This window comes from Streptomyces sp. NPDC056347 (genome assembly GCF_042262625.1).
GTDB lineage: Bacteria > Actinomycetota > Actinomycetes > Streptomycetales > Streptomycetaceae > Streptomyces.
Genome location: NZ_JBHJQP010000001.1, coordinates 86,936 through 113,566, shown reverse-complemented (window position 1 = coordinate 113,566; position 26,631 = coordinate 86,936). Strand labels below are relative to the sequence as shown.

Sequence of the window (26,631 nt, the reverse complement as noted above, 5' to 3'; positions counted from 1 at the left end):
GGGCCTAGTTTCTGCCACGATTCCGATAGGGCGGGACTCAGGACAGCCGGGCCACCGGATGCCCTCCCGCCGGACCGACACCCCTATGACCAGTGGGAGAGTCACGGTGTACTTCGCCGCACTGCTCGCGCGCACCGAAGACGGGTGGGAAGCGAGCGACACGGAACTCGACGATGTGGAGACCCTGTCCGACCTGACTGATCTGGCCCGCGACGCCTCGGTGGACGAGGACACGGTGCTCGTCTTCATCGAGCAGGAGGACGCCTGGTTCGGCGTCGTCCGGGTGGATGGTGAGGACGACCCCCGGATCTTCGTCTCGGACGCCACCGCCGCCGCCCGTTCCTCGTACGGGGAGATCCTGCTCACCGACGAACTGCTCGGCCGTGAACCCGGGGCCGAGGACACGATCGCCGCCCTCGAAGAGCTCGTCGGCCTCGACGGCACGGAGGACGGCGCCCCGGACCCGACCCCCGACAACCATTCCGACACCACCTCCGACCTCACCTCCGACACCGACTCCGACGACCCGGACGACGACGGATTCGGCGCCGACGCCGTACCGGCGGGCCCGCTCGGCGACACCCTCATCCTGGCCGATCTCGGGCTCCCCGAGGCCGAGCTGCTGATGCTGCGTACGGACGCGCTGGCAGAGATCGAGGACGCGCTGGGCGCGGCCGAGGTCCAGGAGACCGTCCGTTAAGGTCCGCGGGTGAGCGAACCACCGGTACCGCCGAAGCCGCAGACCCGGGCCCCGGCGGCGCACCCGAACGATCCGTACGCCCCGAACCACCCGCACGACCTGCACGACCCCGTGAGAGACCCGTGGCGGGCGCACATGCGCCGCGCCCTGGCCGAGGCCGATCTGGCGGCGCGGGCCGGCGATGTGCCGGTCGGCGCCGTCGTCCTCGGACCGGACGGCGCCCTGCTCGCCACGGGCCACAACGAACGCGAGGCGACCGGCGACCCGACCGCGCACGCCGAGGTTCTCGCCCTGCGCCGGGCCTCCGCGTCCCTCGGCCGGTGGCGCCTCACCGGATGCACCCTGGTCGTCACCCTGGAACCCTGCACGATGTGCGCGGGCGCCCTGGTCCAGTCCCGGGTGGACCGGGTGGTCTACGGCGCCCGGGACGAGAAGGCGGGCGCGGCCGGCTCCCTCTGGGACCTCGTACGCGACCGCCGCCTCAACCACCGCCCGGAGGTCGTCCAGGGCGTCCTGGAACCGGAGTGCGCGAGCCTCCTGACGGCCTTCTTCCGTACCCACTGAGAACCGATTTCTTCTCCCGGCGCACGATGGTCTAAGCTCTCTCTCGGTAGCGTGTCCGAGCGGCCGAAGGAGCTCGCCTCGAAAGCGAGTGTGGGGAAACTCACCGAGGGTTCAAATCCCTCCGCTACCGCTCTTGTGAAGGGCCCGACGCATCGCGTCGGGCCCTTCGGGTTTCTCTCTCCCGGCGTGCCCAGGGGTGCTGGAATACCCCCATGCCCACGCCGCCCCGCACCTCCGCCGCCCCTTTCGGCACCGATCTCCTCGTCGTGGGCGGAGGCCCGGCCGGCTGCGCGGCGGCCCGTACGGCCGCGAGCGTGGGCATGCGCTCGGTCCTGATCGAGCCGGACGCCCTCTGCCGCAACCTGTACCGCATCCCGGCCCTGAACAACGTCATGGGCGGCCACACCGATGGCACCACCCTGGCCACCGCCATCACCCGGGAACTGATCGACACCCCGCTCTGCCGCCTCGAACTCGGCCGCCGTGTCACCGAGTTGCGCGCCCACGACGACCACGTGGCCGCCACCCTCGACAGCGGTCGGCGCTTGACCGCCCCGCACGCGGTCGTCGCCACCGGAGTGGGCCCGGTCCAGCCCCGTGCCGTCTCCTGGATCACCACGTCCTGCGATTCCCCGTTCCCCCCGCTCTGGCGGGCCGGGCCGGAGGACGCCGAAGGCCGCACCCTCCTCGTCCTGGGCGGCGACCGTCCGATCGGCACGTTCCTGCGCGCCCACCCGGACACGCGCACCCGCCTGCTGGTCGCGTACCCGGCAAGCGACGACTACAAGGTCGAGGAGATCCGGGACGACCCCCGGGTCGCCCTGCACCCCGTGACCCATCTGACCCTGCACGCGCCGGCGACGGCCGAGACCCGGGACCGCCGGGGCACTCCCCACCACCTCACGGCCGACGCCACCTACCTGAGCATCGGCAACGCCCCCGCACCCCCACCGGGCGACCTCCGCCCCGTCTCGTCCGGATACTGCCCGCCAACCGCCCAGCACCCTCGCCTCATCGTCGCGGGCGACCTCCGGTCCGCCCGCTACCAGCGCATCCAGACCGCCCTGGGCTCCGGCGCCGAAGCCGCCCTCCGCGCGTACTACGCCGCCCGCGGCGTACCGGCCGACAGCACGGAGTGAGCCCCGCCCCGGCGAAGTGCGGGGGCGGGGCTCAGAGGTGTTCGCCGCAGAGGCGGAAGACGCAGGTCGGCGGAAGACGCAGGTCGAGGGAAGACGCAGGTCGGGGGAAGCGGCATCGGGGGGACAAGCCGCTTCCCCCGGTGGGGACGGACCTCAAGCCCTCGGTGCGGTCCGGGGGGGGGGGATGGACCGCTGGGAGGGCCCCACAGTGAGGGCCGTTCCTCGCCCTTCGGATTCCTGCCTCATCCGCCGGGCTCACTGTCCATCCTGCTCCTTCGCGGGGTCCGGGCGGGCGGGCGAAGGACCTCGATCGGTGGGTCCTTGGTCCCTAAAGGTGATGTGAGGGGCTGCGGTGCTCCAAGGGATCCGGCCATACGTACGGATAGAATCACCCGACTGCGCAGGGGATCGACACAGGCGGCCGAAGGGGAGGCAGGGGCTGATGGCGCAAGCGAAGAAGATAGCTCTCTACGTGATAGTCGGCTTCGTGCTGTACACGATCATCACGTCCCCAGCCCGCGCGGCCGACCTCGTACAGGTAGGGTTCGAGGGCATTGCGAGTGCCGCACAGGGCGTCGGCGAGTTCATGTCCGAGCTCATCAAATAAGAGGAGTGGGCCGTGATCCGCCATCTGGTCCTGTTCAAGCTCAACGACGGTGTCGAGCGGGACGACCCGCGGGCCGTGGCCGGGGCGAAGGCCTTCCGGGAGCTGGAGGGGCAGATCCCCGAGCTGGAGTTCTGGGAGTGCGCCTGGAACATCACGGACCGGCCGATCGCCTACGACTTCGCCATCAACTCCGCGGTCGCCGACCAGGACGCGCTGAAGCGCTACATCGAGCACCCCGCCCACCAGGCCGCCGCCGGTCAGTGGCGCGAATTCGCCACCTGGGTGATCGCCGACTACCCGTTCTGATTCGGACAGGCCGGATCCCCTTCGGTCCGCACCGCCCGCACGCCCCTCACCATCACGGTGAGGGGCTTTTTCTGGTTTTTAAACCAAGTTGAACCCAACACGACGCTATACGGTGCTTGCACACAGTGGGCATGTCTTGTGATGCTATGACCGCTTTTGATGGATGAGTTGATGAAGTTGACCGCAGAGGGGTGGCTTGATCGTGCCGGCCAGTGCAGCGCCTCAAGTGCCTCCCCAGCCCGGTCAGCCCGGCCAATCCGGTCAGCCCGGTCAGGCTGATCCGGTCGCGCCCGCCGGGGCGGTGAAGGCCGCCCGGAGCCGGGGGGCGGACACCCGGGCGCTCACCCAGGTGCTTTTCGGCGAGCTCAAGAACCTGGAGCCCGGAACCCCCGAGCACGGCCGGGTACGGGCGGCTCTCATCGAGGCGAACCTGCCGCTGGTGCGGTACGCCGCGGCGCGGTTCCGCAGCCGCAACGAGCCGATGGAGGACGTCGTCCAGGTCGGCACGATCGGGCTGATCAACGCCATCGACCGGTTCGACCCGGAGCGCGGTGTCCAGTTCCCGACCTTCGCGATGCCGACCGTCGTCGGGGAGATCAAACGATACTTCCGGGACAACGTACGGACCGTCCACGTCCCCCGGCGGCTCCACGAGCTCTGGGTCCAGGTCACCGGCGCCACCGAGGACCTGACGACCGCCCACGGCCGCTCGCCCACCACCGCGGAGATCGCCGAGCGGCTGAGGATCTCCGAGGACGAGGTGCTCGCCTGCATCGAGGCGGGGCGCTCGTACCACGCGACCTCGCTGGAGGCCGCCCAGGAAGGCGACGGACTGCCCGGCCTGCTCGACCGGCTCGGCTACGAGGACCCGGCCCTCGCCGGGGTCGAGCACCGCGATCTCGTACGGCACCTGCTCGTACAGCTGCCCGAACGCGAACAGCGCATTCTGCTGCTGCGCTACTACAGCAACCTGACGCAGTCCCAGATCAGCGCCGAGCTGGGCGTGTCCCAGATGCATGTGTCAAGACTGCTGGCCCGCAGCTTCGCCCGGCTCCGGTCCGCAAACAGGATCGACGCGTAACCGGATCGGGTAGAGCACGCGAAGTCCGTTTCACGCGGCCCGAATGGCGTACACCCCTTGTTAACTGCGCTTATGTCACAAAGACTTGTCGACATGTCACTACAGCGTGTTGCCGACATGTGACATTCTGCGGGAACCGCGTTTGCCGTGGCCTCGCCTCCGGTATTCAGGTGGAGGCTGCGTTCCTCCGATGGTCGCGGCTCACGCGACCGTCCGCGACCTCAAAGGGGGTGGCATGTCCGCAGAACAGGGCAGCTCGAAGGTGCTCACGCTCACGAAGAGCGAACCGGCACCCGCTGTGCTCACCAGCTCGCCGGAAGCCATCGACACCCGCACTCTGTCCCGCTCCCTGTTCCTGCGGCTCGCCGCGCTCGGACCGTCCCCGGACGGCACTGACAGCCCGGAGCGCGCCTACGTACGGGACACACTCATCGAGCTGAACCTCCCGCTGGTGCGGTACGCCGCGGCGCGGTTCCGCAGCCGCAACGAGCCGATGGAGGACATCGTCCAGGTCGGCACGATCGGCCTGATCAAGGCGATCGACCGGTTCGACTGCGAACGGGGCGTGGAGTTCCCGACGTTCGCGATGCCGACCGTCGTCGGGGAGATCAAGCGCTTCTTCCGCGACACCTCGTGGTCGGTGCGCGTGCCGCGCCGCCTCCAGGAGCTGCGGCTGGCCCTGACGAAGGCCAGCGACGAACTCGCGCAGAAGCTCGACCGTTCGCCGACCGTGCCCGAGCTGGCGAAGGCGCTCGGCGTCTCCGAGGAGGACGTGGTCGACGGGCTCGCCGTCGGCAACGCGTACACCGCCTCCTCGCTGGACTCGCCCTCCCCCGAGGACGACGGCGGCGAGGGCTCCCTCGCGGACCGGCTCGGTTACGAGGACTCGGCCCTGGAGGGCGTCGAGTACCGCGAATCGCTCAAGCCGCTGCTGGCCAAGCTGCCGCCGCGCGAGCGCCAGATCATCATGCTGCGCTTCTTCGCCAACATGACCCAGTCGCAGATCGGCGAGGAGGTCGGCATCTCGCAGATGCACGTCTCCCGGCTGCTGACCCGCACGCTCGCCCAGCTGCGGGAAGGACTCATCGCCGACTGACGCCGTGGATTTCCGTACCGGAGCGCGACCCTTCCGATTTGACGGACCGTCAGCCACACTGGCGCGATGCGACGTCGGATTCTCGGATCGAACGGCCGCCGGGGCACCCTGATCGCCGCCTCGGCGGCCGTGCTGTGTCTGGGCGGGGTGCTGGCCGCCTGCGGCGGCGCGACGGGCGAGGGCCATGCGGCGCTCGGGGCGGCGGGTACGGACCCCGGGGCGGCCGCGGCGGGCGCGGGGGACGCGCCGGGCAAGGTCACGATGGTCCCGCTCGACCCGGGCGGCGGGAGCCGCGGGGCCGGCGGGAGCGGGAAGGGCGGAGGCAACGGGAGGGGCCCCTCGGGCGGAGCGACCGGTGACGCCTCCCTCTCCCCCTCAGGCACTCCCGGGCGCGGCGCGGGAAGGGCGTCCCGGCCCGCCACCGGGCCTTCGGCCCCCTCGACGCCTTCCGGCTCCTCGGCTCCTTCGGGACCCTCGAAGCCTTCCGGGCCCGGGACGCCTTCCGCCCCCTCGTCGCCCTCGGGCCCCGGTACGCCTTCCGGGCCCGCCGTGCTGAGCGTGGGCACCCCGGTGCGGGAGGCGGCGGACGAGCGCTGGTGCGAGAAGGTGACCGTCGAGTTCCGGAACACCGGAGGATCGCCGGTGCGCTCGGGAACGGTCACGTTCGCCACGCACGTGATCGGTTCGCTGGGGGTCGACTGGGCGACCGTGGAGTCGACCGGGCCGCTGCCCGCGCCGATCGACGCGGGAGCGGCGCGGACGGCGACGTACACCGTCTGCGTGGACGCCTGGCGGGTGCCCCTGGGCATGCATGTCGAGACCCGGGACGTCACCGCCGTATCGAAGTGACGGGGGACGGGGGGCGGGTACGCCGGTCGGCGACCGGGGCGGTCAGCCGAGCGCGAGCCAGGCGACCGCGGCGAGGGCGGCGATCACCACGACGGCGCCGACGATCACCCCGACCCTCGGTCCGGACGAGGCGACGGCTGCCGGCTGCTGCCGACGCTGCGGCTCGCCCTCGTCGACGAAGGCGCGGAACATCTGCGTGCTGCCGGCCGGGTCGTGGTTGCCCTCGGGGCCCTGCGGGGCGTGGGGGTTGTGTGCCATGTGCCAGGACCCTAGCGAACTCGGCCGCACCGCCCAACCCCCGGGTCAGGGAAGGGGAAGGGGGGGGAGAGGAGGCGGCGGTACGCATCCGGTCCGGGGCGGGGGCGGGCGGCGTCCTGCGGAGGGGGCGTCCGAGGCGGACGGAGCCCTGCGGCAGGAGAGGCGGACGGAGCCCTGCGGCGGCAGAGGCGGCAGGGGCCGCGAGGGCGGGCGGCACCCGACGAGGGACGAGGCGGGGCAGGGCAGGGGCGGAGCAGGACACGCGAAGCCCCCGCGGAGTTCGTGGCCGGGGCCGACGGAGCACGACGGGGATCGGCGGCGTCCGGCAGCAGGGCGGTGCGGGCCGACCGGAGGGGTGAGCCGGGGCGGGCCGGGGCAGAAGCAGCGTCACCGGGCTCTCTGCTGTGGCATGACACACACTGCGCCCCACACGTAGCCCCTACGCTGCGGGCTTGACTCCGGCCCTACGCAGCCTTTTGCGTTCCTTTACTTCTGCAAGCCACCTTTCGTTTGCCTGCAGCAACCAACGGCTTCTATGGTTGCCCTAAGCAACAAGATGCACCGGTGAGATGTCTGGGGGTCCCGTGGCCGCACGGAGTCAGTACGAAGAGCTGGCCCGGCAACTAAGCGCCGTCGGAGCCGTCAAACGGGGTCTCGCCCGCATCCTTCCCGCCGAGTGTCCGGCCGGGTCCGCCGCCGTGCTGGCCCTGCTCCGGCAGCACGGCGAGATGCGGATCAGCCGGCTGGCCGAGCTGCTGGACGTCGACATGTCGGTGACGAGCCGTCATGTCGCCCATGTGGCGGAGCGCGGCTGGATCGAACGGTCCCCGGATCCGGCGGACAAGCGGTCCCGCATCCTGCGGCTGACCCCCGAGGGACGTGCCGTACTCGGCGATCTGAACCGGCGGACCACCGAGATGTTCGCCCACAACCTCTCCGACTGGTCGGACGACGAGGTCGGGCAGCTCAACACGCTGCTGGCCCGGCTGCGCGACAGCTTCGCCTGCCGCGGGACCGGCGGGTGCGGCCCCGGAAAGCACGGCGACGACTGCCGATCCCGGCCGGTCGGCAGCGACCGCGACAGCCGCGACAGCGACGTACACACCCGTACACCTGTGTAACAGAAGCAAAGACAAGGACTTAAATGGCTACGACCACACCGACCGGTGTGCGGGGCGGCCACGCCAAGCACGGGGGATCGTCCGATCCCGCGTCCGGCGCGCCGATGACACACCGGCAGATCATGGAGGCACTTGCCGGGCTGATGCTCGGCATGTTCGTCGCGATCCTGTCGTCGACGGTCGTCTCCAACGCCCTGCCCGAGATCATCTCCGACCTCGGCGGCGGCCAGAGCGCGTACACCTGGGTCGTCACGGCCTCGCTCCTGGCGATGACCGCCACCACCCCGCTCTGGGGCAAGCTCTCCGACCTGTTCAGCAAGAAGCTGCTGGTCCAGATATCCCTGGTGATCTACGTCGCGGGCTCGGTCGTCGCCGGTATGTCGACCAGCAGCGGGATGCTGATCGCCTGCCGTGTCATCCAGGGCATCGGTGTCGGCGGTCTCTCCGCCCTCGCGCAGATCGTGATGGCCGCGATGATCGCCCCGCGCGAGCGCGGTCGCTACAGCGGCTACATCGGCGCGGTCTTCGCCGTCGCCACCGTCGGCGGTCCGCTGCTCGGCGGTGTCATCACGGACACCAGCTGGATGGGCTGGCGCTGGTGCTTCTACGTCGGTGTGCCGTTCGCCGTCATCGCGCTGGTCGTGCTCCAGAAGACGCTGAAGCTCCCGGTCGTGAAGCGTCAGGTCAAGGTCGACTGGTGGGGCGCGTTCTTCATCAGCGCCGCCGTGTCGCTGCTGCTGGTCTGGGTGACCTTCGCGGGCGACAAGTACGACTGGCTGTCCTGGCAGACCGCCGCGATGGTCGCCGGTTCCGTCGTGCTCGGCGCGATCTTCGTCGCCGTCGAGTCCAAGGCCGGCGAGCCGATCATCCCGCTGCGCCTCTTCCGTAACCGCACCATCGCGCTGGCCTCGCTGGCCTCCCTCTTCGTCGGTATCGCGATGTTCGCGGGCACCGTCTTCTTCAGCCAGTACTTCCAGCTGGCGCGCGACAAGTCGCCGACGATGTCGGGCGTCATGACGATCCCGATGATCGCGGGCCTGTTCATCTCCTCCACGGTCTCCGGCCAGGTCATCACCAAGACCGGCCGCTGGAAGGCCTGGCTGGTCACCGGTGGTTTCCTGGTCACCGCCGGACTGGGCCTGCTGGGCACTCTCCGGTACGACACGGAGTACTGGCACATCGCGGTCTTCATGGCCGTCATGGGTCTCGGCATCGGCATGATGATGCAGAACCTGGTGCTCGCCACGCAGAACCAGGTCGCCCCGTCCGACCTCGGCGCGGCCAGCTCCGTCGTCACCTTCTTCCGTTCCCTCGGTGGTGCGATCGGCGTCTCGGCGCTGGGTGCCGTCATGGCGAACCGCGTCACCCACTACGTCAAGGAAGGGATCGCGGAGCTCGGCCCCAAGGGCGCGGCCCTGGGCCACGGCGGCACCGGCGGCGGGGGCATCCCCGACGTGGACAAGCTGCCGGAGCCGTTCCGCACGATCGTGGAGAGTGCCTACGGGCACGGTGTCGGCGACGTCTTCCTGTACGCCGCTCCGGCCGCGCTGATCGCCTTCCTGATCACCATCTTCATCAAGGAGGTCGCGCTCAAGACCAGCGCGTCGAGCGAGGCCCCGGCCACCGCCGGGACCCCGGTCGAGACGCCGGTCGAGGCCCCGGTCGCCGCGGCCGTCGTCGCCGACGCGGTCCGGGCCCCGGCGGTCGAGGCCGCCCCGGCCCCCCAGGCAGCCCCGGCCGACACCGCGACGCTTCCGGCCGCCGCCCTCCAGGGCATGGCCGTGCACGGTGTGGTGCGCGGTGCGGAGAACGCGCCGGTGGCCGGTGCCGCCGTCACGCTGATCTCGCTGGCCGGCCGCCAGCTGGGACGCTCCGTCGCCCAGGCCGACGGCTCGTACGGGCTGGAGGCCCCGGGGTCCGGAAGCTACGTCCTGATCGCCTCCGCCGACGGTTTCCAGCCGCAGGCGTCCACCGTGGTCGTGGGTGACGAGCCGCTCGCGTTCGACATCCTGCTCTCGGGTACGAGCGGCCTCGCCGGTCTCGTACGGTCGGCGGAGTCCTCCGCCCCGGTCGAGGGCGCCATGGTCGTCGTGACCGATGTGCGCGGCGACGTCCTGGCCACCGGGGCGTCCGACGAGGCGGGCGAGTTCGCCTTCGGCGAGCTGGTCCCCGGCACCGTGACCGTCGCGGTCAACGCCCTCGGCTTCCGGCCGCTGGCGCTGCCGGTGGAGGTCGGCGGCCAGGGGATCACCCGGGTCGAGGCCGAACTCCGGGCCGGTGCGCTGGTCCAGGGCGTCGTGCGGGCCGGTACCGCGCGTAGTCCGCTGCCGGACGCCCGGGTCACACTGGTCGACGCGGCGGGCAATGTGGTCGCCACCTCGACGACCGGGGAGGACGGGGCGTACGCCTTCACCGACCTGGACGCGGGCGAGTACTCGGTCATCGCGACCGGCTACCCGCCGGTGGCGAGCGCGCTGACCGTGGCGGGCCGCGGGGCCGACGGTCACGACATCGAGCTCGCCCACCCCGGCGAGTAACAGACCTCCGGCCGGCCGGTGCTTCGAGCGGAGGCACCGGCCGGCAGGTGGAAATGGGCCCCGGCGCGGGGACGACAGGCAGGGGACGGCCTGCCGTCCCCGCCCGGGGCCCGACTCATTGAGTCATGGAGCAAGGAGAGAGAACGGGATGGGACTTCGCGCACAGGTACGGACCCGGGACGGCTGGGCGGTACAGCACGCGGTCGTGACGGTCACCGACATGACCGGTACGCAGGTGCTGCGGGCCGCCGCCGACGAGGACGGGGCGGTGCGGACCGACGGCCCCCTGGCCGCCGGGGCGTACACGGTGATCGTCACGGCGGTCGGGTACGCCCCCGCCGCGTCGACCGCCATGGTCACGGCGAGCGGGCGGGTGGAGGCCGGCACGGTGGTGCTGAACCGGCAGGGCGGGGTGGAGCTGCCGCCGCCGGGGGCCTGGTCGCTGGACCCGGCACACTGCTCGGTGGCCGCGGTCGCGCAGCACCTGGGGATCTCCAGCGTGCGCGGCCGGTTCACCGAGTTCAGCGGCCGGATCGAGATCGCGGAGGACGTCCAGCTGTCCCGGGTCGAGGCCGTCATCTCCGCGCCGAGCATCGAGACCGGCAACAGCATGCGCGACAAGCACCTGCGCTCGCCCGACTTCCTGGACGCCGAGCGCTTCCCGGAGATCACGTACCGCTCGAACGGGCTGTCCCCGACCGGCCCCGACCGCTGGCTGGTCCACGGCGAGCTGTCGATGCACGGCGTGGTCCGGCCGGTCGACCTGGACCTCAGCTACCTGGGCACCGGCCCCGACCCGTGGGGCGGGGTGCGGGCGGCCTTCAGCGCCACGGCGGAGCTGCACCGCGAGGACTTCGCGATGAACTACAACCAGGTGGTGCAGGCGGGCATCGCGGCGATCGGCACGACGCTGCGGGTGGAGCTCGACATCCAGGCCGTGCAGGGCGAGACGCTGCCGTCGTAGTACGCGGACCGGCGCCGGCTGCCAGGTCGTGGATCAACACCGGCGCCCCGTCCGCGGGCCGGCACCGACAGGCCGTCCGCGGCTCCGCGTCGGCAGCCCGTCCGCGGCTCTACGTCGTGGTCCGTCCGCGGCTCCGCGTCGTGGGCCGCGGGCTGCCGTCGTAGTCTGCGGACATGGCACCCCGAATCGCGACGAACACAGCCGTGGACCTGGACGAGTTGCTGGCCTTCGTACGCCCCAGGCACCGGGCGGTCCTGCTGACCACCCGGTCCGACGGGCGCCCCCAGGGCTCCCCGCTGACCTGCGGGGTCGACGACGCGGGGCGGATCGTGGTCTCGACGTACCCCGAACGGGCCAAGACCCGCAACGCCAGGCGGGACGAGCGCGTCAGTGTCATCGTCCTCTCCGACGACTGGAACGGGCCCTGGGTCCAGATCGACGGTACGGCCGAGGTGATCGACGCACCGGAGTCGGTCGAGCCGCTCGTCGAGTACTACCGGAACATCTCCGGCGAGCACCCGGACTGGGACGAGTACCGGGCGGCGATGGTGAAGCAGGGCAAGTCGATCATCCGGATCACCCCGGAGCGGTGGGGGCCGGTGGCCACCGGCGGCTTCCCGGCCCGGCCGACGTCCGAGGACTGAGGGCCGAGGGCCGAGGAGAGCGGGCTGAGGGGAGCGGGCGGTGCGGGGCCTCAGCGGTCCCGCATCGCCTCGATGCCCGCGATCAGCAGCTCCAGGGCGACCTCGAAGTCCCGGTCGCGCATCTCCTCGACCGTGTCACCGCCCCGGGCGTCCATGATCTCCTTCGAGGACTCGACGATCCGGCTGTGCTGCGGCTGCGAGCGGATCGTGCTCATCGCCTGCTGGTGGTACTCCTCCTGGCTGAGCCCGGCCGCCGCGCTGCGCTCCGCGAAGTGGCCCTCGATGGTGCCGAACCCGTACACGAACTGGAAGACCGCGGAGAGCGCCCCGGCCTGGTGGTGCGGCGACAGGCCGGTCGCCCGGATCACGTCCTGGACCGCGTACGACATGAGCATCGCGTGCGGGCCGATGTTGAGGAAGTGCCCGGCGAGCGTCGACACCCAGGCGTGCCGGACCAGCAGCGCCCGGTACTCGGCGGCCAGTCCGCGCAGCCGCTCGTGCCAGTGCGCCTCCTCGCGGGGCACGGCGAACTCGCTGTACACCGCGTCGAGGGCCAGTTCCAGCAGGTCGTCCTTGGTGTCCACGTACCAGTACAGGGACATCGCGGTGACGTCGAGCTCGGCGGCGAGGCGGCGCATGGAGAACTTGGCGAGCCCCTCGGCGTCCAGCAGCCGGACCGAGGTCGTGGTGATCCTCTCCCGGTCCAGCCCGGCCGCCTGGTCCGGCCTGCGGGTACGTGAGGGGGCCCGCTGATCCAGCCACACACTGGTCCTGACGGGCTTCTTCACTCGGTCGGCCGCGGACACCATGGCACATCCTCCTCGTCCTGTCCTTGATGCTATGCCGCCGCCGGGTCCCCGGCGGCGTCCGCCCTCTCCGCCTCCTCCCGCTCCATCCGCTGCGCACGCTGCAGCAGCACGGCGGCGAGCACCCCGCCGAGCAGCACCGCGACCGCCCCGAAGAGCTGGCTGGTCTCCAGCCCGGAGGCGAAGGCGTCGGTGATCCGCGCCCGCTCCCCGGCGCCGGTGGCCGCGGCGAGTGCGGCGGGCAGCGACGCGGCGCCCACGGCGGTCGGCACCAGCGCCGAGAACCGCGAACCCAGCACCGCGCCGAGAACCGCGACGCCCAGGCCGTTGCCGAACTCGGCGAGCGTGCCGTTGACCCCGGCACCCACGCCCGCCTTCTCCGGCGGAATGGCGCTCATGATGGCGTTGGCCATGGCGGGCATGGCGATCGCGATGCCCGCGCCCATCACGAAGAGGCCGAGCAGCATGCCCCCGTAGCCGTCGCCGCCGAACAGCGCGATCGCGGCGAGGCCCGCGGCCAGCAGGCCCATCCCGGACACGATGGTGCCCGGCGTGCCCAGCCTGGGCACCAGCCGGGCGCCGAGCCCGGTGAGGTTGAGCGCGACGACGGTCAGCGCCAGCGGCGCCGTGCGCAGCCCGGCCTCCAGCGGCCCGTAGCCGAGGACGAACTGGAGCTGCTGGGTGAGCAGGAAGAGCGAACCGCCCATCCCGAAGGCGACCAGGATCGCGCCCGCGACCGCCCCGACGAACCTCTGGTTCCGGAAGAAGTGCATGTCCAGCATCGGATACGGGATGCGCAGCTCCCACAGCACGAACCCGATGAGGACGGCGACCCCGGCGACGGCGGTCAGCAGCACCCGGCCCGAGGTCCAGCCGTGCTCGGGGCCGGAGATGATCGCGTACACGGCGCAGGTCATGCCGATCGTGGAGAGCAGCGCGCCGAGCAGGTCGGGGCGCTCGCCCGCGGGGTTCTTCGACTCGGGGACGAGCCGGGCCACGGCGACCAGGCCGAGGGCCGCGACCGGGATGTTGATCAGGAAGATCGCGCCCCACCAGAAGTGGTCGAGCATCACGCCGCCGATCAGCGGTCCGACGGCGAAGCCGAGCGAGCTGACGGTCGACCAGATGCCGATCGCCTTCACCCGCTCGGCCTCGTCGAAGATCTGCACGACGACGGCGAGGGTCGTGGTCATCAGCAGCGCGCCGCCGACGCCCATGCCCGCACGGGCGGCGATCAGCTGCGCGGAGGACTGGGCCAGTCCGGCGACCAGCGATCCGATGCCGAACAGCGCGAGCCCGGCGATCAGCATCTTCTTGCGGCCGTAGCGGTCCGCGGAGCTGCCTGCCGTGAGCAGCAGGCCCGACTGGACCAGCGAGTACGCGTTGATCATCCACTGGACATCGGCGGTGGACGCGTCCAGCTCCCGGGTGAGGGAGGGGATCGCCACGTTGAGAACGGTGTTGTCGAGCAGCACGGTGAGCTGGGCGAGACAGATGACGCCGAGGATGAGCCAGCGCTGCGGATGGCCGGACGAGAGGTTCTTCTGCCCGGCGACGGTCGTCGTCATACGGCCTCCTGATACCTGGATTCCGACTCCCCATACGGTGTACAAGGATCAAGCGCTGTACACCGTACAGCTCAGCTGTACGGTGTACAACAAGTTTCGGCGAGTACCGTGCCCGACGCTGATCGGCAGGACCTTCCCGAGGCTGGAGTGGCATGTCAGTGCGTCGTCGTACGGTGGAAGTGCTCGTCGCGGCAGGGCTGTTGGCGGGGGCGCTCGCGCCTCCCGCGGCGGCTGCCGGAGAGGGGCACGGCCCCTCCGTCCCGCTCCGCGTGGTCACGTACAACATCCATGCGGGCGCGGGCATGGACGATGTCTTCGATCCCGGCCGCCAGGTCGCCGAACTGCGTGCGCTGGACGCGGACGTGATCGGCCTTCAGGAGGTCGATGTGCACTGGGGCGCCCGCAGCGAGTGGCGGGACCTGGCGGCCGAGCTGGCCGGGCGGCTGGGGATGCGGGTGTCGTTCGCCCCGGTCTACAGCCTCGGTCCGGCCGTTCCCGGGGAGCCCCGGCGGGAGTTCGGGGTCGCGGTGCTGTCGCGGTATCCCGTCGTGAGCGCCGAGAACCACGACCTCACCCGGCTCTCCACCCAGGACCCGGATCCGGTCCCGGCGCCCGCGCCGGGCTTCGGCGAGGTGGTCGTACGGGTGAAGGGGCTGCCAGTGCACGTCTACGCGACCCACCTGGACTACCGCGCGGACCCGTCCGTCCGGATCGCCCAGGTCGCCGACACCCGCCGGATCATGGCGGAGGACCGGGGCCCGGGGCGCGGGCCGGTGCGGCAGGTCCTGCTCGGCGACTTCAACGCGGCGCCGGACGCACCCGAACTCGCCCCGCTGTGGAAGGAGCTGACGGACGTCGAGCCGGGCGGGCCGACGTTCCCGGCGCAGGACCCGGTGCGGCGGATCGACTACGTGGCGGTGTCGAAGGACACGGTACGGGCGCGCGGCGCGGCGGTGGCCGAGTCGCTCGCCTCGGACCACCGCCCCGTCGTCGCGGACCTGCTGCTGCGGCGCTGAACACGCCCCGCGCCCCGCTCCTCGGGCTGCTCGGGCTGCTCGGGCTGCTCGGGCCGGTCGGGCCGCTCGGGCCGGAGAGGGCGGCGATGCCGACGGCGGACACCGTGGAATTTCCCGGCGCCCGGAAGGAGATCCGAGGGGCGGCGCCCCGGCCGCTGCCGCCCCGCCCTGAAGACCGCATGCCGGCTCCGGCTCCGGCTCCGGCTCCGGCTCCGGGAAGCGTGGCTACTCACCGGGCTTGATGAGATACCCCGCCCCGCGCCGGGTATGGATCATCGGCGACCGGCCCGCGTCGATCTTCTTGCGCAGGTACGAGACGTACAGCTCGACGACATTGGCCTTGCCGCCGAAGTCGTAGTTCCACACCCGGTCGAGGATCTGCGCCTTGCTCAGCACCCGGCGCGGATTGCGCATCAGGAAGCGCAGCAGCTCGAACTCGGTCGCGGTGAGATGGATGGCGGTCCCGCCCCGGCTCACCTCGTGGCTGTCCTCGTCGAGGACCAGATCGCCGACGACGAGCGCCGACTCGCCGCGTACGGCCACCGTGCCGGCCCGGCGGATCAGCCCGCGCAGCCGGGCCACGACCTCCTCCAGGCTGAACGGTTTGGCCACGCAGTCGTCGCCGCCCGCCGTGAGCCCGGCGATCCGGTCCTCCACCGCGTCCCGCGCGGTCAGGAACAGCACCGGCACCTCGGCGATCTCCCCCCGCAGCCGGCCGAGCACGGCGAGCCCGTCGCTGTCCGGCAGCCTCATGCCGAGGATCACCGCGTCGGGCCGGAAGTCCCGCGCCATCCGGACCGCCCCGGCCCCGTCCCCGACGCTGCGGACCTCCCAGCCCTCGTAGCGCAGGGCCATGGACAGCAGCTCGGCGAGCGGGGCCTCGTCGTCCACCACCAGCACACGGACAGGGGTGCGGTCCGCCCCCGGCGGTTCGGTACGTCCCTGGGGCAAGGTCGTCGTCGTCATGCCCCGAGCCTGTGCGGCTCCTCTGAAAGCACCCTTACCTGTTTCTGTGAATTCCCTGAGAAATCCCCGGCCGGACGCCCGCTCACCCCACCCCGAACAGCTCCCGCGCGTTCCCGTGACAGACCGCCCGCAGCCAGTCGTCGCCCAGCCCCAGCCGTTCCAGCGCGTGGAGCTGATGCACGTACGGGTACGGGATGTTCGGGAAGTCCGTACCCAGCAGAACCCGGTCCTCCAGCGCCGCGAGCCGTCCCAGCGCGGCCGCCGGGAAGGGGCTGAAGTCCTCGGTGAAATCGGTGAACGCCATCGTCGTGTCGAGCCGCACCTCGGGGTACGTCTCGGCCAGCGTCAGGAACTCCTCGTACTCCGGCATCCCCAGGTGCGCGACGATCAGCGGCAGCCGGGGGTGCCGGGCGAGCAGCCGGGCCACCGGCCCGGGGCCGGTGTGCCTGCCGGGCGCCGGGCCCGAACCGCAGTGCATCACCACCGGGATCCCGGCCTCGGCGAGGAGGCCCCAGACGGGTTCCAGGAGCGGGTCGTTGGCGTCGTACGCGCCGACCTGGACGTGTGATTTGAAGACCCGCGCCCCCGCCTCGACGGCCTCGCGCACATACCGTTCGACGCCCTCCTCCGGGAAGAAGGTCGCGGTGTGCAGGCAGTCCGGCACCCGACGGGCGAAGTCGGCGGCCCAGCCGTTCAGCCAGGCGGCCATGCCGGCCTTGTGCGGGTACAGCATCGAGGTGAACCCGAGCACGCCGAACGACCGCAGCAGCGCCAGTCGTTCGTCCTCGTCGCGCCGGTAGGCGATCGGCCACTCCATCCCGGTCAGCGGCCCCGCGGAGTCGAAGTACGCCCAGACCTTGCGCAGCACCCGCTCCGGCATGAAATGCGTATGCACGTCGATGATCCCGGGCAGCCCCAGCCGCTCCCAGAACCGCACGACCTCACCGGCGTCACCGCTCACGTCACCGCTCACCCCGCACCACCCCTTCCGTCGTCCGAGCCGCTCCGACGATCTCAGAACAGCCCGCCCTGCACCCCACCGCCCCCGAGATCCACGACCGGCACCCCGACCCCGCCCCGCGGGTCCGCCGCCACCAGCTCCCAGCCGGTCATCAGCCGGGTGTCCAGCACCACCACACCGCCCGCCGTCGCCAGATGCAGATCGGGCCCGGCCGCCGCCACCAGCCGCCCGCCGACCACACCCCCGGCCACCAGCTCGGCAACGGCCCACCGCACCCCACCCGTGCCGCCCTCACCGCCCTCACCGCCCTCGCCGCCCTCGCCGCCCTCGCCGGCGAGCCCGAACAACGCCACATGATCAACCGCCTCGAACGGCAGCCTCTCCAACGACTCCGGCCACCCGCTCCCGCCCTCCAGCGCCGCGGCCCGCCGGTAGAGCCCGGAAACCTCGTCGACCCGCTCCTGTGCCCCCGGCAGCGTCCCCCGCACCGCCCGCTTCCTCGCGTACGGAATCCGGTCCGGCACCCCGAGCGCCGCCCGCAGCACCTCCTCCGTACGGCGGCACGCCATCAGCGGCCCGCGCCCCAGCCAGCTGAACACCACGGCCCCCTGCTCCCGCAGCCGCGCCGCGCCGCGCTCCTCCGCGGTGATCCCGACCTTCACCATCCCGGGCCCGAACCAGGCCAGATACACCCGGTACGTCCTCGGGTCGTCCGCGAGCGTGTCGGCGGCCACCGAGTGCGCCCGGTCCAGCCGCGCGCACTCCGGGCACCGCGCCCCCGTACTGCGCCCCGGCACCACTGCCCCCACCGGGCACACGTTCCCCCGCGCCCCGACACAGCCCCGCTCCCCCACGGCCCGGAACCCGAACTCCGCCCCGTACGCCTGCACGCTCCCCCGCACCACCCCGCCCCGGCACCAGCCGAGCACGGGCACCCCCTCACCCCACCGCAACCCGGTACACCGCCACCCCACAGCCCCTGCCTCCCAGCCACGCCAGACCCTGTCAGTGCCACCCGCCATCATGACCCCATGACCGCCTCCGCCTCCGCCGCCGCCCCTGACGTCTGGCACCTCCACCACGGCGACCGCACGGTCGCCCGCCTGACCGTGACCGGCTCGGACATGCCGTGGATGCACGCCGACGTCGAGGCGCTGCCCGGCTTCGAGGAGTTCCGCCCCCTGTTCGCCGAGCAGGAGCAGGCCCTCGACGCGGAGGACTGGGAACGTGCCGAGTCCTGCTACGACCGCATACGCGCCGCCCTCACCCTGACCTTCCCCGACGGAGCCCCCGTCCCCGAGTTCATGCTCGGCGTCCACGCCGACGGCACCGCCGGCTGGCGCTGGCACCACGAACCTTTCGCCGCCGTCTGAGAACCGGACCGCGCGTACAACCTTTCGCGTTCGCCCCGGGTCTGGTCTGCGGGTCGCCCGACCCGCAGACCAGACCCGAGGAACACATGCGCATCCGTGCCACCGTCACCGCTGTCACCGGCGCCCTGGCCCTGTCCGCCCTCGCCGTACCGGCCTCGCAGGCGAGCGGCTTTCCGTCCGCCCCGGTGATCAGCAAGGTCGTCGTCAACGGTGGAAAGCCGATCGTGCTCGGCACCGCCGCCACCAAGAAGGTGGCGGTCTCCATCACCGCCTCCCACCCCTCGGGCATCGACGACGCCCTCGTCTACCTCTGGCGAGGACGAGCCAACAACCCGAACCTGTACGACTTCGGCTTCCATCCGGACACGGACCGGGCCAAGTGCAAGGCCGCGAGCTCCACGACCTCGACCTGCACCCTCACCATCACCGTCGATCCCGGCTACCTCTGGAACACCAACGCCACGGCCTGGCGGGTCTACGCCGGCGCATGGGCCGAGGACGGGATGGCCACCCTCACGGACTCGTTCTCCACGGCCAGGTTCCAGCGGCTCTCGCGACTGACCGTCAACGCCTCCCCGGAGCCCGTGAAGAAGGGCCGGACCCTCACGGTCACGGGCAAGCTGGACCGCGCCAACTGGGAGACCCGCAAGTACGCGGGCTACGCCAACCAGCCGGTGAAGCTCCAGTTCCGGAAGAAGAACAGCAGCACGTACACCACCGTCAAGACGGTGAAGGGCTCCACCACCGGCACCCTGAGGACCACGGTCAAGGCCGCGCAGGACGGCTACTGGCGCTGGAGCTTCGCCGGCACGTCCACGACCCCCGCCGTCAACGCCGCCGGCGACTTCGTCGACGTGAGGTAGCCCCGCCCCGCGACACGCGGCAAGGAGAGAACCGAGGGGCGCCCGGCAGTCCGGGCCCCTTCGCCACGTCCCCTGCCGCCGTACGACCGCACAACGCAAGAGGCCCGGACTCTCGTCCGGGCCTCTCACTCATGTGCACTCGGCAGGATTCGAACCTGCAACCTTCTGATCCGTAGTCAGATGCTCTATCCGTTAAGCTACGAGTGCTTGTGCTTCCCGGTTTTTTTCTTCCCGGTCGGCGTTGCGAGAACAACATTACATGACCTGCGCCGTAGCGCGAAATCCATTAGCCAAACCCTCCCTGACCTGCAGAAACGCCGCAATTCGCGTCTGCACGACCGGGCTGCCGGGCGGCCGTGGGGCCATCGCGGGCAACGGGGGGCGGGCGTCAACTTCAATGGCGAAGGTTTCACTCTGCGCAAGGGTGGGCCGCCGGATCCCGGCGCACGGTTCAGGCCATGACGGGGTGGGGGCGAGAGGGGCAGGGGGCCCGTGCGGCGCGTGGGGCGCGGCCGGGGCGGGGCGGCGAGCACCACTCCCAGGAGCACGGGGATCAAACCTGGCGGCACACATTGGCCGGACCCCGCCGGTCGTCACTTTACGTAACCACTTGCATGCGGTGCGCTATTCGACGTATCGGCTCCGCCGCGGCGCACGGAGGTGCGGCCGGACGGCGGTGTGCTCCAGCAGCGTCGACGTGAGGGGAAGAACCCATGTCCACACCTCCTGCCCCGCTCCGGGTCGCCCTGGCCAACGGCAGCTTCGAACAGCCCGCCGTCAGCGGCGTGGAGATCCTGCCGGACTCCTCGCAGACCCAGGCGCCCAAGCGCGTCCCGGGCTGGCTCACCACCGCCACCGACCACCGCATCGAGCTGTGGCACTCGGGCTTCAACGGGGTGCCGTCGGCCGAGGGCACGCAGTTCGCCGAGCTCAACGCCAACCAGGTCTCCACGCTCTACCAGGACCTGCCCACCACCCCCGGCACGAAGCTGTACTGGCGGCTGTACCACCGCGGCCGCCAGGGCGACGACACCATGGCGCTGGACATCGGCGCGCCCGGTGCCACGGTGCAGCAGCGGCGCTTCACGGACGGCACCACGGCCTGGGGCTACTACACCGGCACGTACACCGTCCCGGCCGGTCAGACGCTGACCCGTTTCGCCTTCCGGTCCGTGTCCGCGGCCGGCGGCAACCAGAGCATCGGCAACTTCCTGGACGGCATCTTCTTCGGCACCGCCCCCTATGTCGTCCTCACCAAGAACGCCGCCCCGACCGGGCCGCTGGACGTGGGCGACGTCATCACGTACCGGATCAACGCCCGCAACGAGGGCGGCGGCGCGGCCGAGAACCTCGTGCTGACCGATGCCGTCCCGCCGGGGACGACGTACGTGCCCGGTTCGCTGCGCATCGTCGACGGCCCGAACGCCGGGGCGAAGACGGACGCGCGCGACAACGACCAGGCGTACTACGACCCCCGGGGCGACAAGGTCGTCTTCGCGCTCGGCAACACCACCACGGCCGGGGAGGGCGGCAGCCTGCCCAGCACCGAGACCCTGCCGGCGGGCACCACGGCCGAGTACCGGGTCACCATCGACCGCGCCTCCGGCGGCGGCCTGATCAGGAACACCGCCACCGCCTCGTACGAGAACCGGCTCGGCGACACCCCGGAGCCGCTGACCTCCACCTCGAACGAGCAGGTCACCCAGGTCAACCCGGCCGCCGACCTGGACGTGGTCAAGGCGGCCGACGCGACCACCGTCACCGTGGGCCAGACCGTGACCTACCGGATCACCGTGCACAACGCCGGGCCGAACCGGGCCACCGGCGTCACCGTCACCGACCGGCTCCCGGACGGTCTCGCCCTTCTGTCGGCCGAGGGACCCGGCGCCTACGACCCGGCCACCGGGCGGTGGGCCGTCGGCGTCCTGGAGGACGGCGCCCGGGCCGTCCTCGTCCTGCGCGCCAAGGCCACCACGCCCGGTTCGGTCACCAACTCCGCCGCCGTCAGCGGCAACGAGAAGGACCCCGACCCCGGCAACAACACCGACTCCGTCACCATCTGCGTCGAACCGGCGCCGGCATGCTGCGATCCCTGCGCCATCCGGAAGTGACCCGGAAGCAGCCGCGAAGAATCCCGGAAACGAATCAGGGAGTCCGGCCGAAGTGGCCGAACTCCCTGATCGGAGAGCGGAGGCGGAGGGATTTGAACCCTCGATGGGCTTTAAAACCCAAACCGCATTAGCAGTGCGGCGCCATAGACCGGACTAGGCGACGCCTCCATGCACACCTCGCGCGAGCGCGAGTGGTGCGTGCAGATGATGACACAGCTGAGCGGTGCCTCACCAATCGCTGCCTACGGTACTAGGCACTCGGGTGCGAGGGCAAAGTGCTTCCGGACGCGCAACGCCGCGGCGTGCGGAGCGTTAGGGAAGGAGGGCGGGAAAACGGGAGAAACGGGAAGCCGGTTCCCCGTCCTCCTCTCCCGCCCCGTCCGCCCCGTCCCGTCGGCGGCTCGCCGAAGCGCATGAGCACAGGAGCCCGTATGTCCCGCAAGGCGTGCCGCCCCGCCCGCACCGCCCTCGTTCCCCTCGCGTCGCTCGCCGCCGTCGCCTCCCTCGCCGCGTCGGCCGTCGCCGCTCCGGCGGGCACCGACAGCGTCCGCACCCGGTTGACGATCACGGTCTCCGGCTCGGGACACGCCGGGGCCGACGGCGTCTTCCGGTTGCTCTGCACCCCGGCGGGCGGCAGCCACCCGTCGGCCCGGGCGGCCTGCGGCCGGCTGGACGCGCTGGCGCGCAAGGACCTGGACCCGTTCGCCCCGGTGCCCCGGGACGCGCTGTGCACCATGCAGTTCGGCGGCCCGGCCACCGCCCGGGTCACCGGAACCTGGCGGGGACGGAGCCTCGACGCGTCGTTCAGCCGGAGCGACGGCTGCGAGATCTCCCGCTGGAACACGCTGCGCCCGGTGCTCCCCGAGGCCGGATGACGGACGGGGCCGCACACCGTATGCACAGGACCTTGGTGAGAGCTCCCCCTCATCCGCAGCCCCGCGCCGCCTCGCTGCCTTTAGACTCCTTCAGTGACAGGCCGCGGCCCGAGGGGCAAGATGGGGCCCGCTGTCAGCTAGGTGCGGTAATCAGGGAGGAAGCGTCGTCGTGAGCAGCAGGCCATCCCGGGGCGCTGCTCGCCTCGCAGCCATACTCGATGCACTCCCCGACGGGCTGCTGCTCGTCAACTGCAACGGCACGGTCGTCAACGCCAACACCATCGCGCTCGAAATGTTCGAGACGCCGGGCACCGCGCTCGTCGGCCGCGGGCTCCTCGATCTGCTGCCGGAGTTCGACTCCAAGCTGATCCCCGGTTCGATGCGGCGGCCCGAGGAGACGGACGAGCGGGGCCGTACGAAGCCGGCCCGGATGACCGCCCGGCGGACCGACGGCACCGAGTACCCCGTCGAGGTCACCAGCGCCAGCCTGGAGGACGGGCAGGCCGCGTACACCGACTTCCAGAGCGGTTACGGCAGCGGGTACACCGGCGACGAGCTGCTGATGATCGTCGTGCGGGACCTGTCGGGCACCGTGGACACCGAGGCCGAGCTGGCCCGTTCGCAGCGGCAGACCGAGATGATCCTGCGGGCCGCCTCCGAGGGCGTGGTCGGTACGGACACGGACGGCCGCGTCGTGCTGGTCAACCCCGCCGCCGCGCAGATCCTCGGTTTCCGGGCCAGCGACCTGGGCGGCAAGGAGCTGCATCCGCTGATCCTGCACTCGCGGGCGGAGGGCGAGCCGTTCCCGTACGAGGAGTCGCCGCTCGCCGACACGCTGCGCTCCGGTCGCAAGCACCGGGTGCGCGGCCAGGTCCTGTGGTCCAAGAGCGGCGCGCAGGTGCCGGTCGACCTGACCACCGCGCCGGTCCGGGACGGCGACCAGCTGGTCGGCGCCGTCATGACGTTCACCGACCGCAGGCCGTACGAGGAGCTCGCCGAGCGCCACGGCGACGAGCTCGCCGAGCTGACGGCGAACCACGCCGCGGAGCTGGCCGAGCTGACGGAGCGGCACAGCGCGGAGCTGGCCGACCGGTCCGAGCGGTACGCGTCCGAGCTGGAGGCGCAGGGCGACCAGTTGACGGCGGTGACCGCCCGGCACGGCCAGCTCACCGCCGTGCTCGGCGAATCGCTGCGCGGACCGCTGGAGGAGCTGCGGGGCGAACTCGCCACGCTCGCCGCGGACCCGGCGGGCCAGCTGTGGCCCGAGGCGAACCAGATCCTGCACCATCTGGCCGCGGGCTACGCCCGGATGACCACCCTGGTCGACAACGTGCTCGGCTACCAGCGCCTGGACGCCGGTTCCGAGGAGCTGGTCAAGGCGACCGCGCTGCTCGACTCGGTCGTGACGGCCGGGATCGACGCGGCCGTCGAGCTGATCGGCCCCGGGCGCGCGCAGTTCGCCGTGCACGCGCCGCCGATCGAGGCCGAGGTCGACGCGGCCCGGCTGGTGACCGCGCTCGCCCACCTGGTGGCGGACGTCGCCGGGGTCGACTCGACGGGCAAGGCCCGGGTGGTGCCCGGCGGCGGGTACGTCGACTCCACGGTCGTGGTCGCGGCGGCCCAGCGCGGTGAGGTCGTACGCATCGAGGTGCGCGGCCCGTACACCGGGGGCGACCCGGTGCACGAGCCGATCGTGCGCGGGATCGTACGGGCGCACGGCGGCGTGCTCCAGACGCACGAGGTGCCGGGGATGAGCGGCAGCGCCTATGTGCTGGAGGTGCCGCTGGGTGCGGGGTCGGGGACGGTGGCGGCCCCCGTGCCCGAGCAGCTTCCCGCCCCTGCTCCCGAATCCGCTTCTGATTCCGATTCCGGTCCGGCGTCCGGTCCCGAGTCCGTTGCCGAGTCCGTTCCTGACTCCGTTTCCGAGCCCGTGCAGGCTCCCGCCACCGGGCCGGAGGCCGCAGGACAGCAGCCGGGAAGCGGGCGGCGACGGGCGCGGCGGGCGTCCACGGACGCGTTCCTGGAGAGCCCGGTGGGCGGTTCCGGCGCGGGCGTCGAGCCGACCGGGCGGCGGCGGGCGCGCCGTGAGCCCGTCCAGGACGAACAGGCGCTCCAAACACCGGTGGACGCGCAGGACACACAGGGCGGCTCGGGGCGTCGGCGGGGACGGCCGAGCCCGGCCGAGGCCGGGATCCAGGCCGGCACCCGGACCGATGTCCAGGCCGGTGTCCAGGTCTCCGGTACGACGCCGCCCCAGGGCACTCAGCAGGCGCGGCCGCAGGCGGCCGGGCAGGCACTGGCGCTGCCCGCCGCCTCGGCGCCCGCCCCGGCCGAGGGTGCCGTGGTGACGGCGGCCGAGGGCGCGCAGGGCGGCACCCGGCCGCAGCTCGGCCAGGCCGTGCCGCCGCAGGGCGTTCCGGCGGACGGGCAGGTTCCGGTGCCTGCGGGCGGCCATCGCGCGCCGCAGGGCGCCGAGGGCCAGCTGGCGCTGGCCGCTTCCCCGTCGGCCCCGGCACCGGCCTCCGTGCCGGTCCCCGCACCCGCTCCCGTACCGCAGACGCCTCAGATCCCCCGGGCGTCCCAGGGCCCGCAGACGCCTCAGACGCCGCAGGGGCGGCGGGCCCGGCGCGCGCTCGCCGCCGACCGGGAGCGGGCGGCCCAGTCCGAGCCCACCGGTCCCCGGACCGCGTTCGCCCTGCCGCCCGCCGAGGCCGACCGGGCCCCCGTCCCGGCCCCCGCCGCGGCCGGTGACACGGACGCCTCGGGGAACGGCCGCCACGACGCCGTACGCACCACGCCCGACGCGGACCACACGCCGCCGCAGGCGCACCCCGTGCCGGCCGCGCCGACCGGCCGCCGCCGGGCCCGCCCCGCCGAGCCGCCCGCCGGCCCCGCTGCTTCCGGCGAGGGTGCGGAGCAGCCGTCCGCCGGGCCGACCGCGCACGCCACCGGCACCACGCCCACGCCCGTCGCGGCCGCCGGGACGGGCGAGGGCCACGCTCAGGATGCCGCGCCGGTGCCGGACGCGCGCCGTCAGCCGCTGCCCGCGGAAGCCCCGATGCCGGGTGTTTCCCCGGACTCGACGCAGGGGCGCGCGTTCAGCGTGCGGACGCTCGGGCAGGGTGTGCCCTTCGCCCAGCACATCGCGCACCAGCAGAACCAGACGCTCGGCGGCGGTGCCGGGCGGCGCCGCAAGCTCGCCGCCCCGCCCGAGGACGAGCACGCCGGGCAGGCCGCCCCGTCGGCGACCGCTCCGGCCGTGCCGGGGCAGTTGCGTACCGCGCCGGAGGCCGAGGCCGAGGGCCGGGCGTACGCGATAGGGGCGCCCGACGAGGGTGCCGAGGGTCCGGAGCCGCTGGACGGTCCGGGCGGCGCGGTCGAGGTCGCCAACCGCCCCTCGCCGCGGCCGGTCGACGACGAGCTGCCCCCGGAGCCGCTGGACAACCCGCGCCGGCTGCTGGTCTGGCCCGCGCCCGACGTCTCCACCCAGCAGGCGCTGAGCGACCGCGGCTACCGTCCGGTGATCGTGCATTCGCGCGAGGAGGTGGACGCCCAGATCGCGGCGTTCCCCGCCGCGCTCTTCGTCGATCCGCTGACCGGCCCCATCACCCGCAAGGCCCTCCAGTCGCTGCGCCAGGCGGCGGTGGCGGCGGAGGTCCCGGTGCTGGTGACGGCCGGTCTGGGCCAGGCCTCGCGGGAGGCGGCGTACGGGGCGGACCCGGCCGTGCTCCTCAAGGCGCTCGCCCCGCGCGACAGCGAGCAGCATCCGCCCCGGGTGCTGCTGATCGAGGAGCACGAGGAGATCGCGCTGGCGCTGACGGAGACCCTGGAGCGCCGCGGCATGCAGGTGGCGCGGGCGGCCACGGACAGCGAGGCGGTGTCGCTCGCCGGCCGGACGCGGCCCAACCTGGTGGTGATGGACCTGATGCAGGTGCGCCGCCGCCGGGCCGGGATCGTCGACTGGCTGCGCGCGAACGGCCAGTTGAACCGCACTCCGCTGGTCGTCTACACCTCGGCCGACATGACCGGGGCGGAGCTGCCGAAGCTCAGCTCGGGCGAGACGGTCCTCTTCCTGGCCGAGCGGTCCACGAGCGACGAGGTCCAGTCCCGCATCGTCGACCTGCTCGCGAAGATCGGCACGAACTGACGCGTCGCCGGACGAGGAGGGCGGTACGGGAGTCTCCCGTACCGCCCTCCTCACCGCGGTGCCTGCCGGAACCGTGCGT

At 72.3% G+C, this 26,631-nt stretch carries 24 protein-coding genes and 3 tRNA genes; 19 read left to right on the top strand and 8 right to left on the bottom strand.

What is annotated here, in order from left to right; genetic code table 11:
- The first annotated feature begins 106 nt into the window (after positions 1-106).
- The 9 genes from ACFCV8_RS00555 (at position 107) to ACFCV8_RS00515 (ending at position 6,342) form a co-directional block, all read left to right on the top strand.
- Positions 107-700, top strand: a complete 594-nt coding sequence (locus tag ACFCV8_RS00555; protein WP_376683034.1) for a hypothetical protein — start codon at positions 107-109, stop codon at positions 698-700.
- Between the two features lie 135 nt (positions 701-835).
- Positions 836-1,264 (top strand): tRNA adenosine(34) deaminase TadA, encoded by a 429-nt coding sequence (gene tadA / locus ACFCV8_RS00550; protein ID WP_376683033.1) that lies wholly within the window; start codon positions 836-838, stop codon positions 1,262-1,264.
- A gap of 45 nt (positions 1,265-1,309) precedes the next feature.
- Positions 1,310-1,394: transfer RNA gene (locus ACFCV8_RS00545), tRNA-Ser, on the top strand.
- An 82-nt stretch (positions 1,395-1,476) separates the two neighbouring features.
- The gene (locus ACFCV8_RS00540) at positions 1,477-2,403 is read left to right on the top strand and encodes an FAD-dependent oxidoreductase (protein ID WP_376683017.1); all 927 of its coding nucleotides are present in this window, start codon (positions 1,477-1,479) and stop codon (positions 2,401-2,403) included.
- Positions 2,404-2,845: 442 nt separating this feature from the next.
- Complete coding sequence (locus ACFCV8_RS00535; RefSeq protein ID WP_376683016.1) at positions 2,846-3,010, top strand: hypothetical protein; 165 nt, start codon at positions 2,846-2,848, stop codon at positions 3,008-3,010.
- Between the two features lie 12 nt (positions 3,011-3,022).
- Positions 3,023-3,316, top strand: a complete 294-nt coding sequence (locus tag ACFCV8_RS00530; RefSeq protein WP_376683015.1) for a Dabb family protein — start codon at positions 3,023-3,025, stop codon at positions 3,314-3,316.
- A 202-nt stretch (positions 3,317-3,518) separates the two neighbouring features.
- Positions 3,519-4,397: an RNA polymerase sigma factor SigF gene (locus ACFCV8_RS00525; RefSeq protein WP_376683014.1), complete on the top strand. Its 879-nt coding sequence runs from the start codon at positions 3,519-3,521 to the stop codon at positions 4,395-4,397.
- A gap of 235 nt (positions 4,398-4,632) precedes the next feature.
- Positions 4,633-5,493, top strand: coding sequence for an RNA polymerase sigma factor SigF (locus ACFCV8_RS00520; RefSeq protein WP_376683013.1), 861 nt, complete (start codon positions 4,633-4,635; stop codon positions 5,491-5,493).
- 66 nt (positions 5,494-5,559) lie between these two features.
- Positions 5,560-6,342, top strand: a complete 783-nt coding sequence (locus tag ACFCV8_RS00515; protein ID WP_376683012.1) for a hypothetical protein — start codon at positions 5,560-5,562, stop codon at positions 6,340-6,342.
- A gap of 42 nt (positions 6,343-6,384) precedes the next feature.
- On the opposite strand, the gene ACFCV8_RS00510 is transcribed toward ACFCV8_RS00515, so the two are convergent.
- Positions 6,385-6,600 (bottom strand): hypothetical protein, encoded by a 216-nt coding sequence (locus ACFCV8_RS00510; protein WP_376683011.1) that lies wholly within the window; start codon positions 6,598-6,600, stop codon positions 6,385-6,387.
- Between the two features lie 584 nt (positions 6,601-7,184).
- Between ACFCV8_RS00510 and ACFCV8_RS00505 the strand changes: the two genes are divergently transcribed.
- The 4 genes from ACFCV8_RS00505 (at position 7,185) to ACFCV8_RS00490 (ending at position 11,866) form a co-directional block, all read left to right on the top strand.
- Positions 7,185-7,721 (top strand): MarR family winged helix-turn-helix transcriptional regulator, encoded by a 537-nt coding sequence (locus ACFCV8_RS00505; RefSeq protein WP_376683010.1) that lies wholly within the window; start codon positions 7,185-7,187, stop codon positions 7,719-7,721.
- 23 nt (positions 7,722-7,744) lie between these two features.
- On the top strand, positions 7,745-10,258 hold the full coding sequence (locus ACFCV8_RS00500) for an MFS transporter (protein WP_376683009.1): 2,514 nt from the start codon (positions 7,745-7,747) through the stop codon (positions 10,256-10,258).
- Between the two features lie 148 nt (positions 10,259-10,406).
- Positions 10,407-11,222: a YceI family protein gene (locus ACFCV8_RS00495; RefSeq protein ID WP_376683008.1), complete on the top strand. Its 816-nt coding sequence runs from the start codon at positions 10,407-10,409 to the stop codon at positions 11,220-11,222.
- Between the two features lie 173 nt (positions 11,223-11,395).
- Complete coding sequence (locus ACFCV8_RS00490; RefSeq protein ID WP_376683007.1) at positions 11,396-11,866, top strand: PPOX class F420-dependent oxidoreductase; 471 nt, start codon at positions 11,396-11,398, stop codon at positions 11,864-11,866.
- Positions 11,867-11,916: 50 nt separating this feature from the next.
- On the opposite strand, the gene ACFCV8_RS00485 is transcribed toward ACFCV8_RS00490, so the two are convergent.
- Together ACFCV8_RS00485 and ACFCV8_RS00480 are read right to left on the bottom strand one after the other, a co-directional pair.
- Complete coding sequence (locus ACFCV8_RS00485) at positions 11,917-12,675, bottom strand: TetR/AcrR family transcriptional regulator (RefSeq protein ID WP_376683006.1); 759 nt, start codon at positions 12,673-12,675, stop codon at positions 11,917-11,919.
- Positions 12,676-12,704: 29 nt separating this feature from the next.
- Positions 12,705-14,240 (bottom strand): MFS transporter, encoded by a 1,536-nt coding sequence (locus ACFCV8_RS00480; RefSeq protein ID WP_376683005.1) that lies wholly within the window; start codon positions 14,238-14,240, stop codon positions 12,705-12,707.
- 152 nt (positions 14,241-14,392) lie between these two features.
- Between ACFCV8_RS00480 and ACFCV8_RS00475 the strand changes: the two genes are divergently transcribed.
- On the top strand, positions 14,393-15,256 hold the full coding sequence (locus tag ACFCV8_RS00475; RefSeq protein WP_376683004.1) for an endonuclease/exonuclease/phosphatase family protein: 864 nt from the start codon (positions 14,393-14,395) through the stop codon (positions 15,254-15,256).
- Between the two features lie 225 nt (positions 15,257-15,481).
- Here ACFCV8_RS00475 and ACFCV8_RS00470 read toward each other — a convergent pair whose 3' ends face one another.
- The 3 genes from ACFCV8_RS00470 to ACFCV8_RS00460 all read right to left on the bottom strand — a co-directional run bounded on the left by ACFCV8_RS00470 (position 15,482) and on the right by ACFCV8_RS00460 (position 18,205).
- Positions 15,482-16,222, bottom strand: coding sequence for a response regulator transcription factor (locus ACFCV8_RS00470; RefSeq protein ID WP_376683003.1), 741 nt, complete (start codon positions 16,220-16,222; stop codon positions 15,482-15,484).
- 82 nt (positions 16,223-16,304) lie between these two features.
- Positions 16,305-17,195 carry an amidohydrolase family protein gene (locus ACFCV8_RS00465; RefSeq protein ID WP_376683002.1) on the bottom strand — a complete coding sequence of 297 codons (891 nt, stop codon included), beginning with the start codon at positions 17,193-17,195 and terminating at the stop codon, positions 16,305-16,307.
- Positions 17,196-17,236: 41 nt separating this feature from the next.
- Positions 17,237-18,205 (bottom strand): DUF2797 domain-containing protein, encoded by a 969-nt coding sequence (locus tag ACFCV8_RS00460; RefSeq protein WP_376683001.1) that lies wholly within the window; start codon positions 18,203-18,205, stop codon positions 17,237-17,239.
- 9 nt (positions 18,206-18,214) lie between these two features.
- On the opposite strand from ACFCV8_RS00460, the gene ACFCV8_RS00455 reads away from it, so the two are divergent.
- Together ACFCV8_RS00455 and ACFCV8_RS00450 are read left to right on the top strand one after the other, a co-directional pair.
- A complete protein-coding gene (locus ACFCV8_RS00455) occupies positions 18,215-18,556 on the top strand; it encodes a hypothetical protein (RefSeq protein WP_376683000.1) in 342 nt (113 codons plus the stop codon).
- 86 nt (positions 18,557-18,642) lie between these two features.
- On the top strand, positions 18,643-19,419 hold the full coding sequence (locus ACFCV8_RS00450) for a DUF5707 domain-containing protein (RefSeq protein WP_376682999.1): 777 nt from the start codon (positions 18,643-18,645) through the stop codon (positions 19,417-19,419).
- Positions 19,420-19,553: 134 nt separating this feature from the next.
- Here the strand turns inward: ACFCV8_RS00450 and ACFCV8_RS00445 are convergent.
- Positions 19,554-19,626, bottom strand: a tRNA-Arg gene (locus ACFCV8_RS00445).
- Positions 19,627-20,132: 506 nt separating this feature from the next.
- Here ACFCV8_RS00445 and ACFCV8_RS00440 point away from each other — a divergent pair.
- On the top strand, positions 20,133-21,530 hold the full coding sequence (locus ACFCV8_RS00440) for a hypothetical protein (protein WP_376682998.1): 1,398 nt from the start codon (positions 20,133-20,135) through the stop codon (positions 21,528-21,530).
- Positions 21,531-21,607: 77 nt separating this feature from the next.
- Here the strand turns inward: ACFCV8_RS00440 and ACFCV8_RS00435 are convergent.
- A tRNA-Ser gene (locus tag ACFCV8_RS00435) sits at positions 21,608-21,698 on the bottom strand.
- Between the two features lie 263 nt (positions 21,699-21,961).
- Between ACFCV8_RS00435 and ACFCV8_RS00430 the strand changes: the two genes are divergently transcribed.
- Both ACFCV8_RS00430 and ACFCV8_RS00425 read left to right on the top strand, forming a co-directional pair.
- Positions 21,962-22,405 (top strand): SSI family serine proteinase inhibitor, encoded by a 444-nt coding sequence (locus ACFCV8_RS00430; RefSeq protein ID WP_376682997.1) that lies wholly within the window; start codon positions 21,962-21,964, stop codon positions 22,403-22,405.
- A gap of 169 nt (positions 22,406-22,574) precedes the next feature.
- Positions 22,575-26,552, top strand: coding sequence for a PAS domain-containing protein (locus ACFCV8_RS00425; RefSeq protein WP_376682996.1), 3,978 nt, complete (start codon positions 22,575-22,577; stop codon positions 26,550-26,552).
- Positions 26,553-26,631 lie beyond the last annotated feature (79 nt).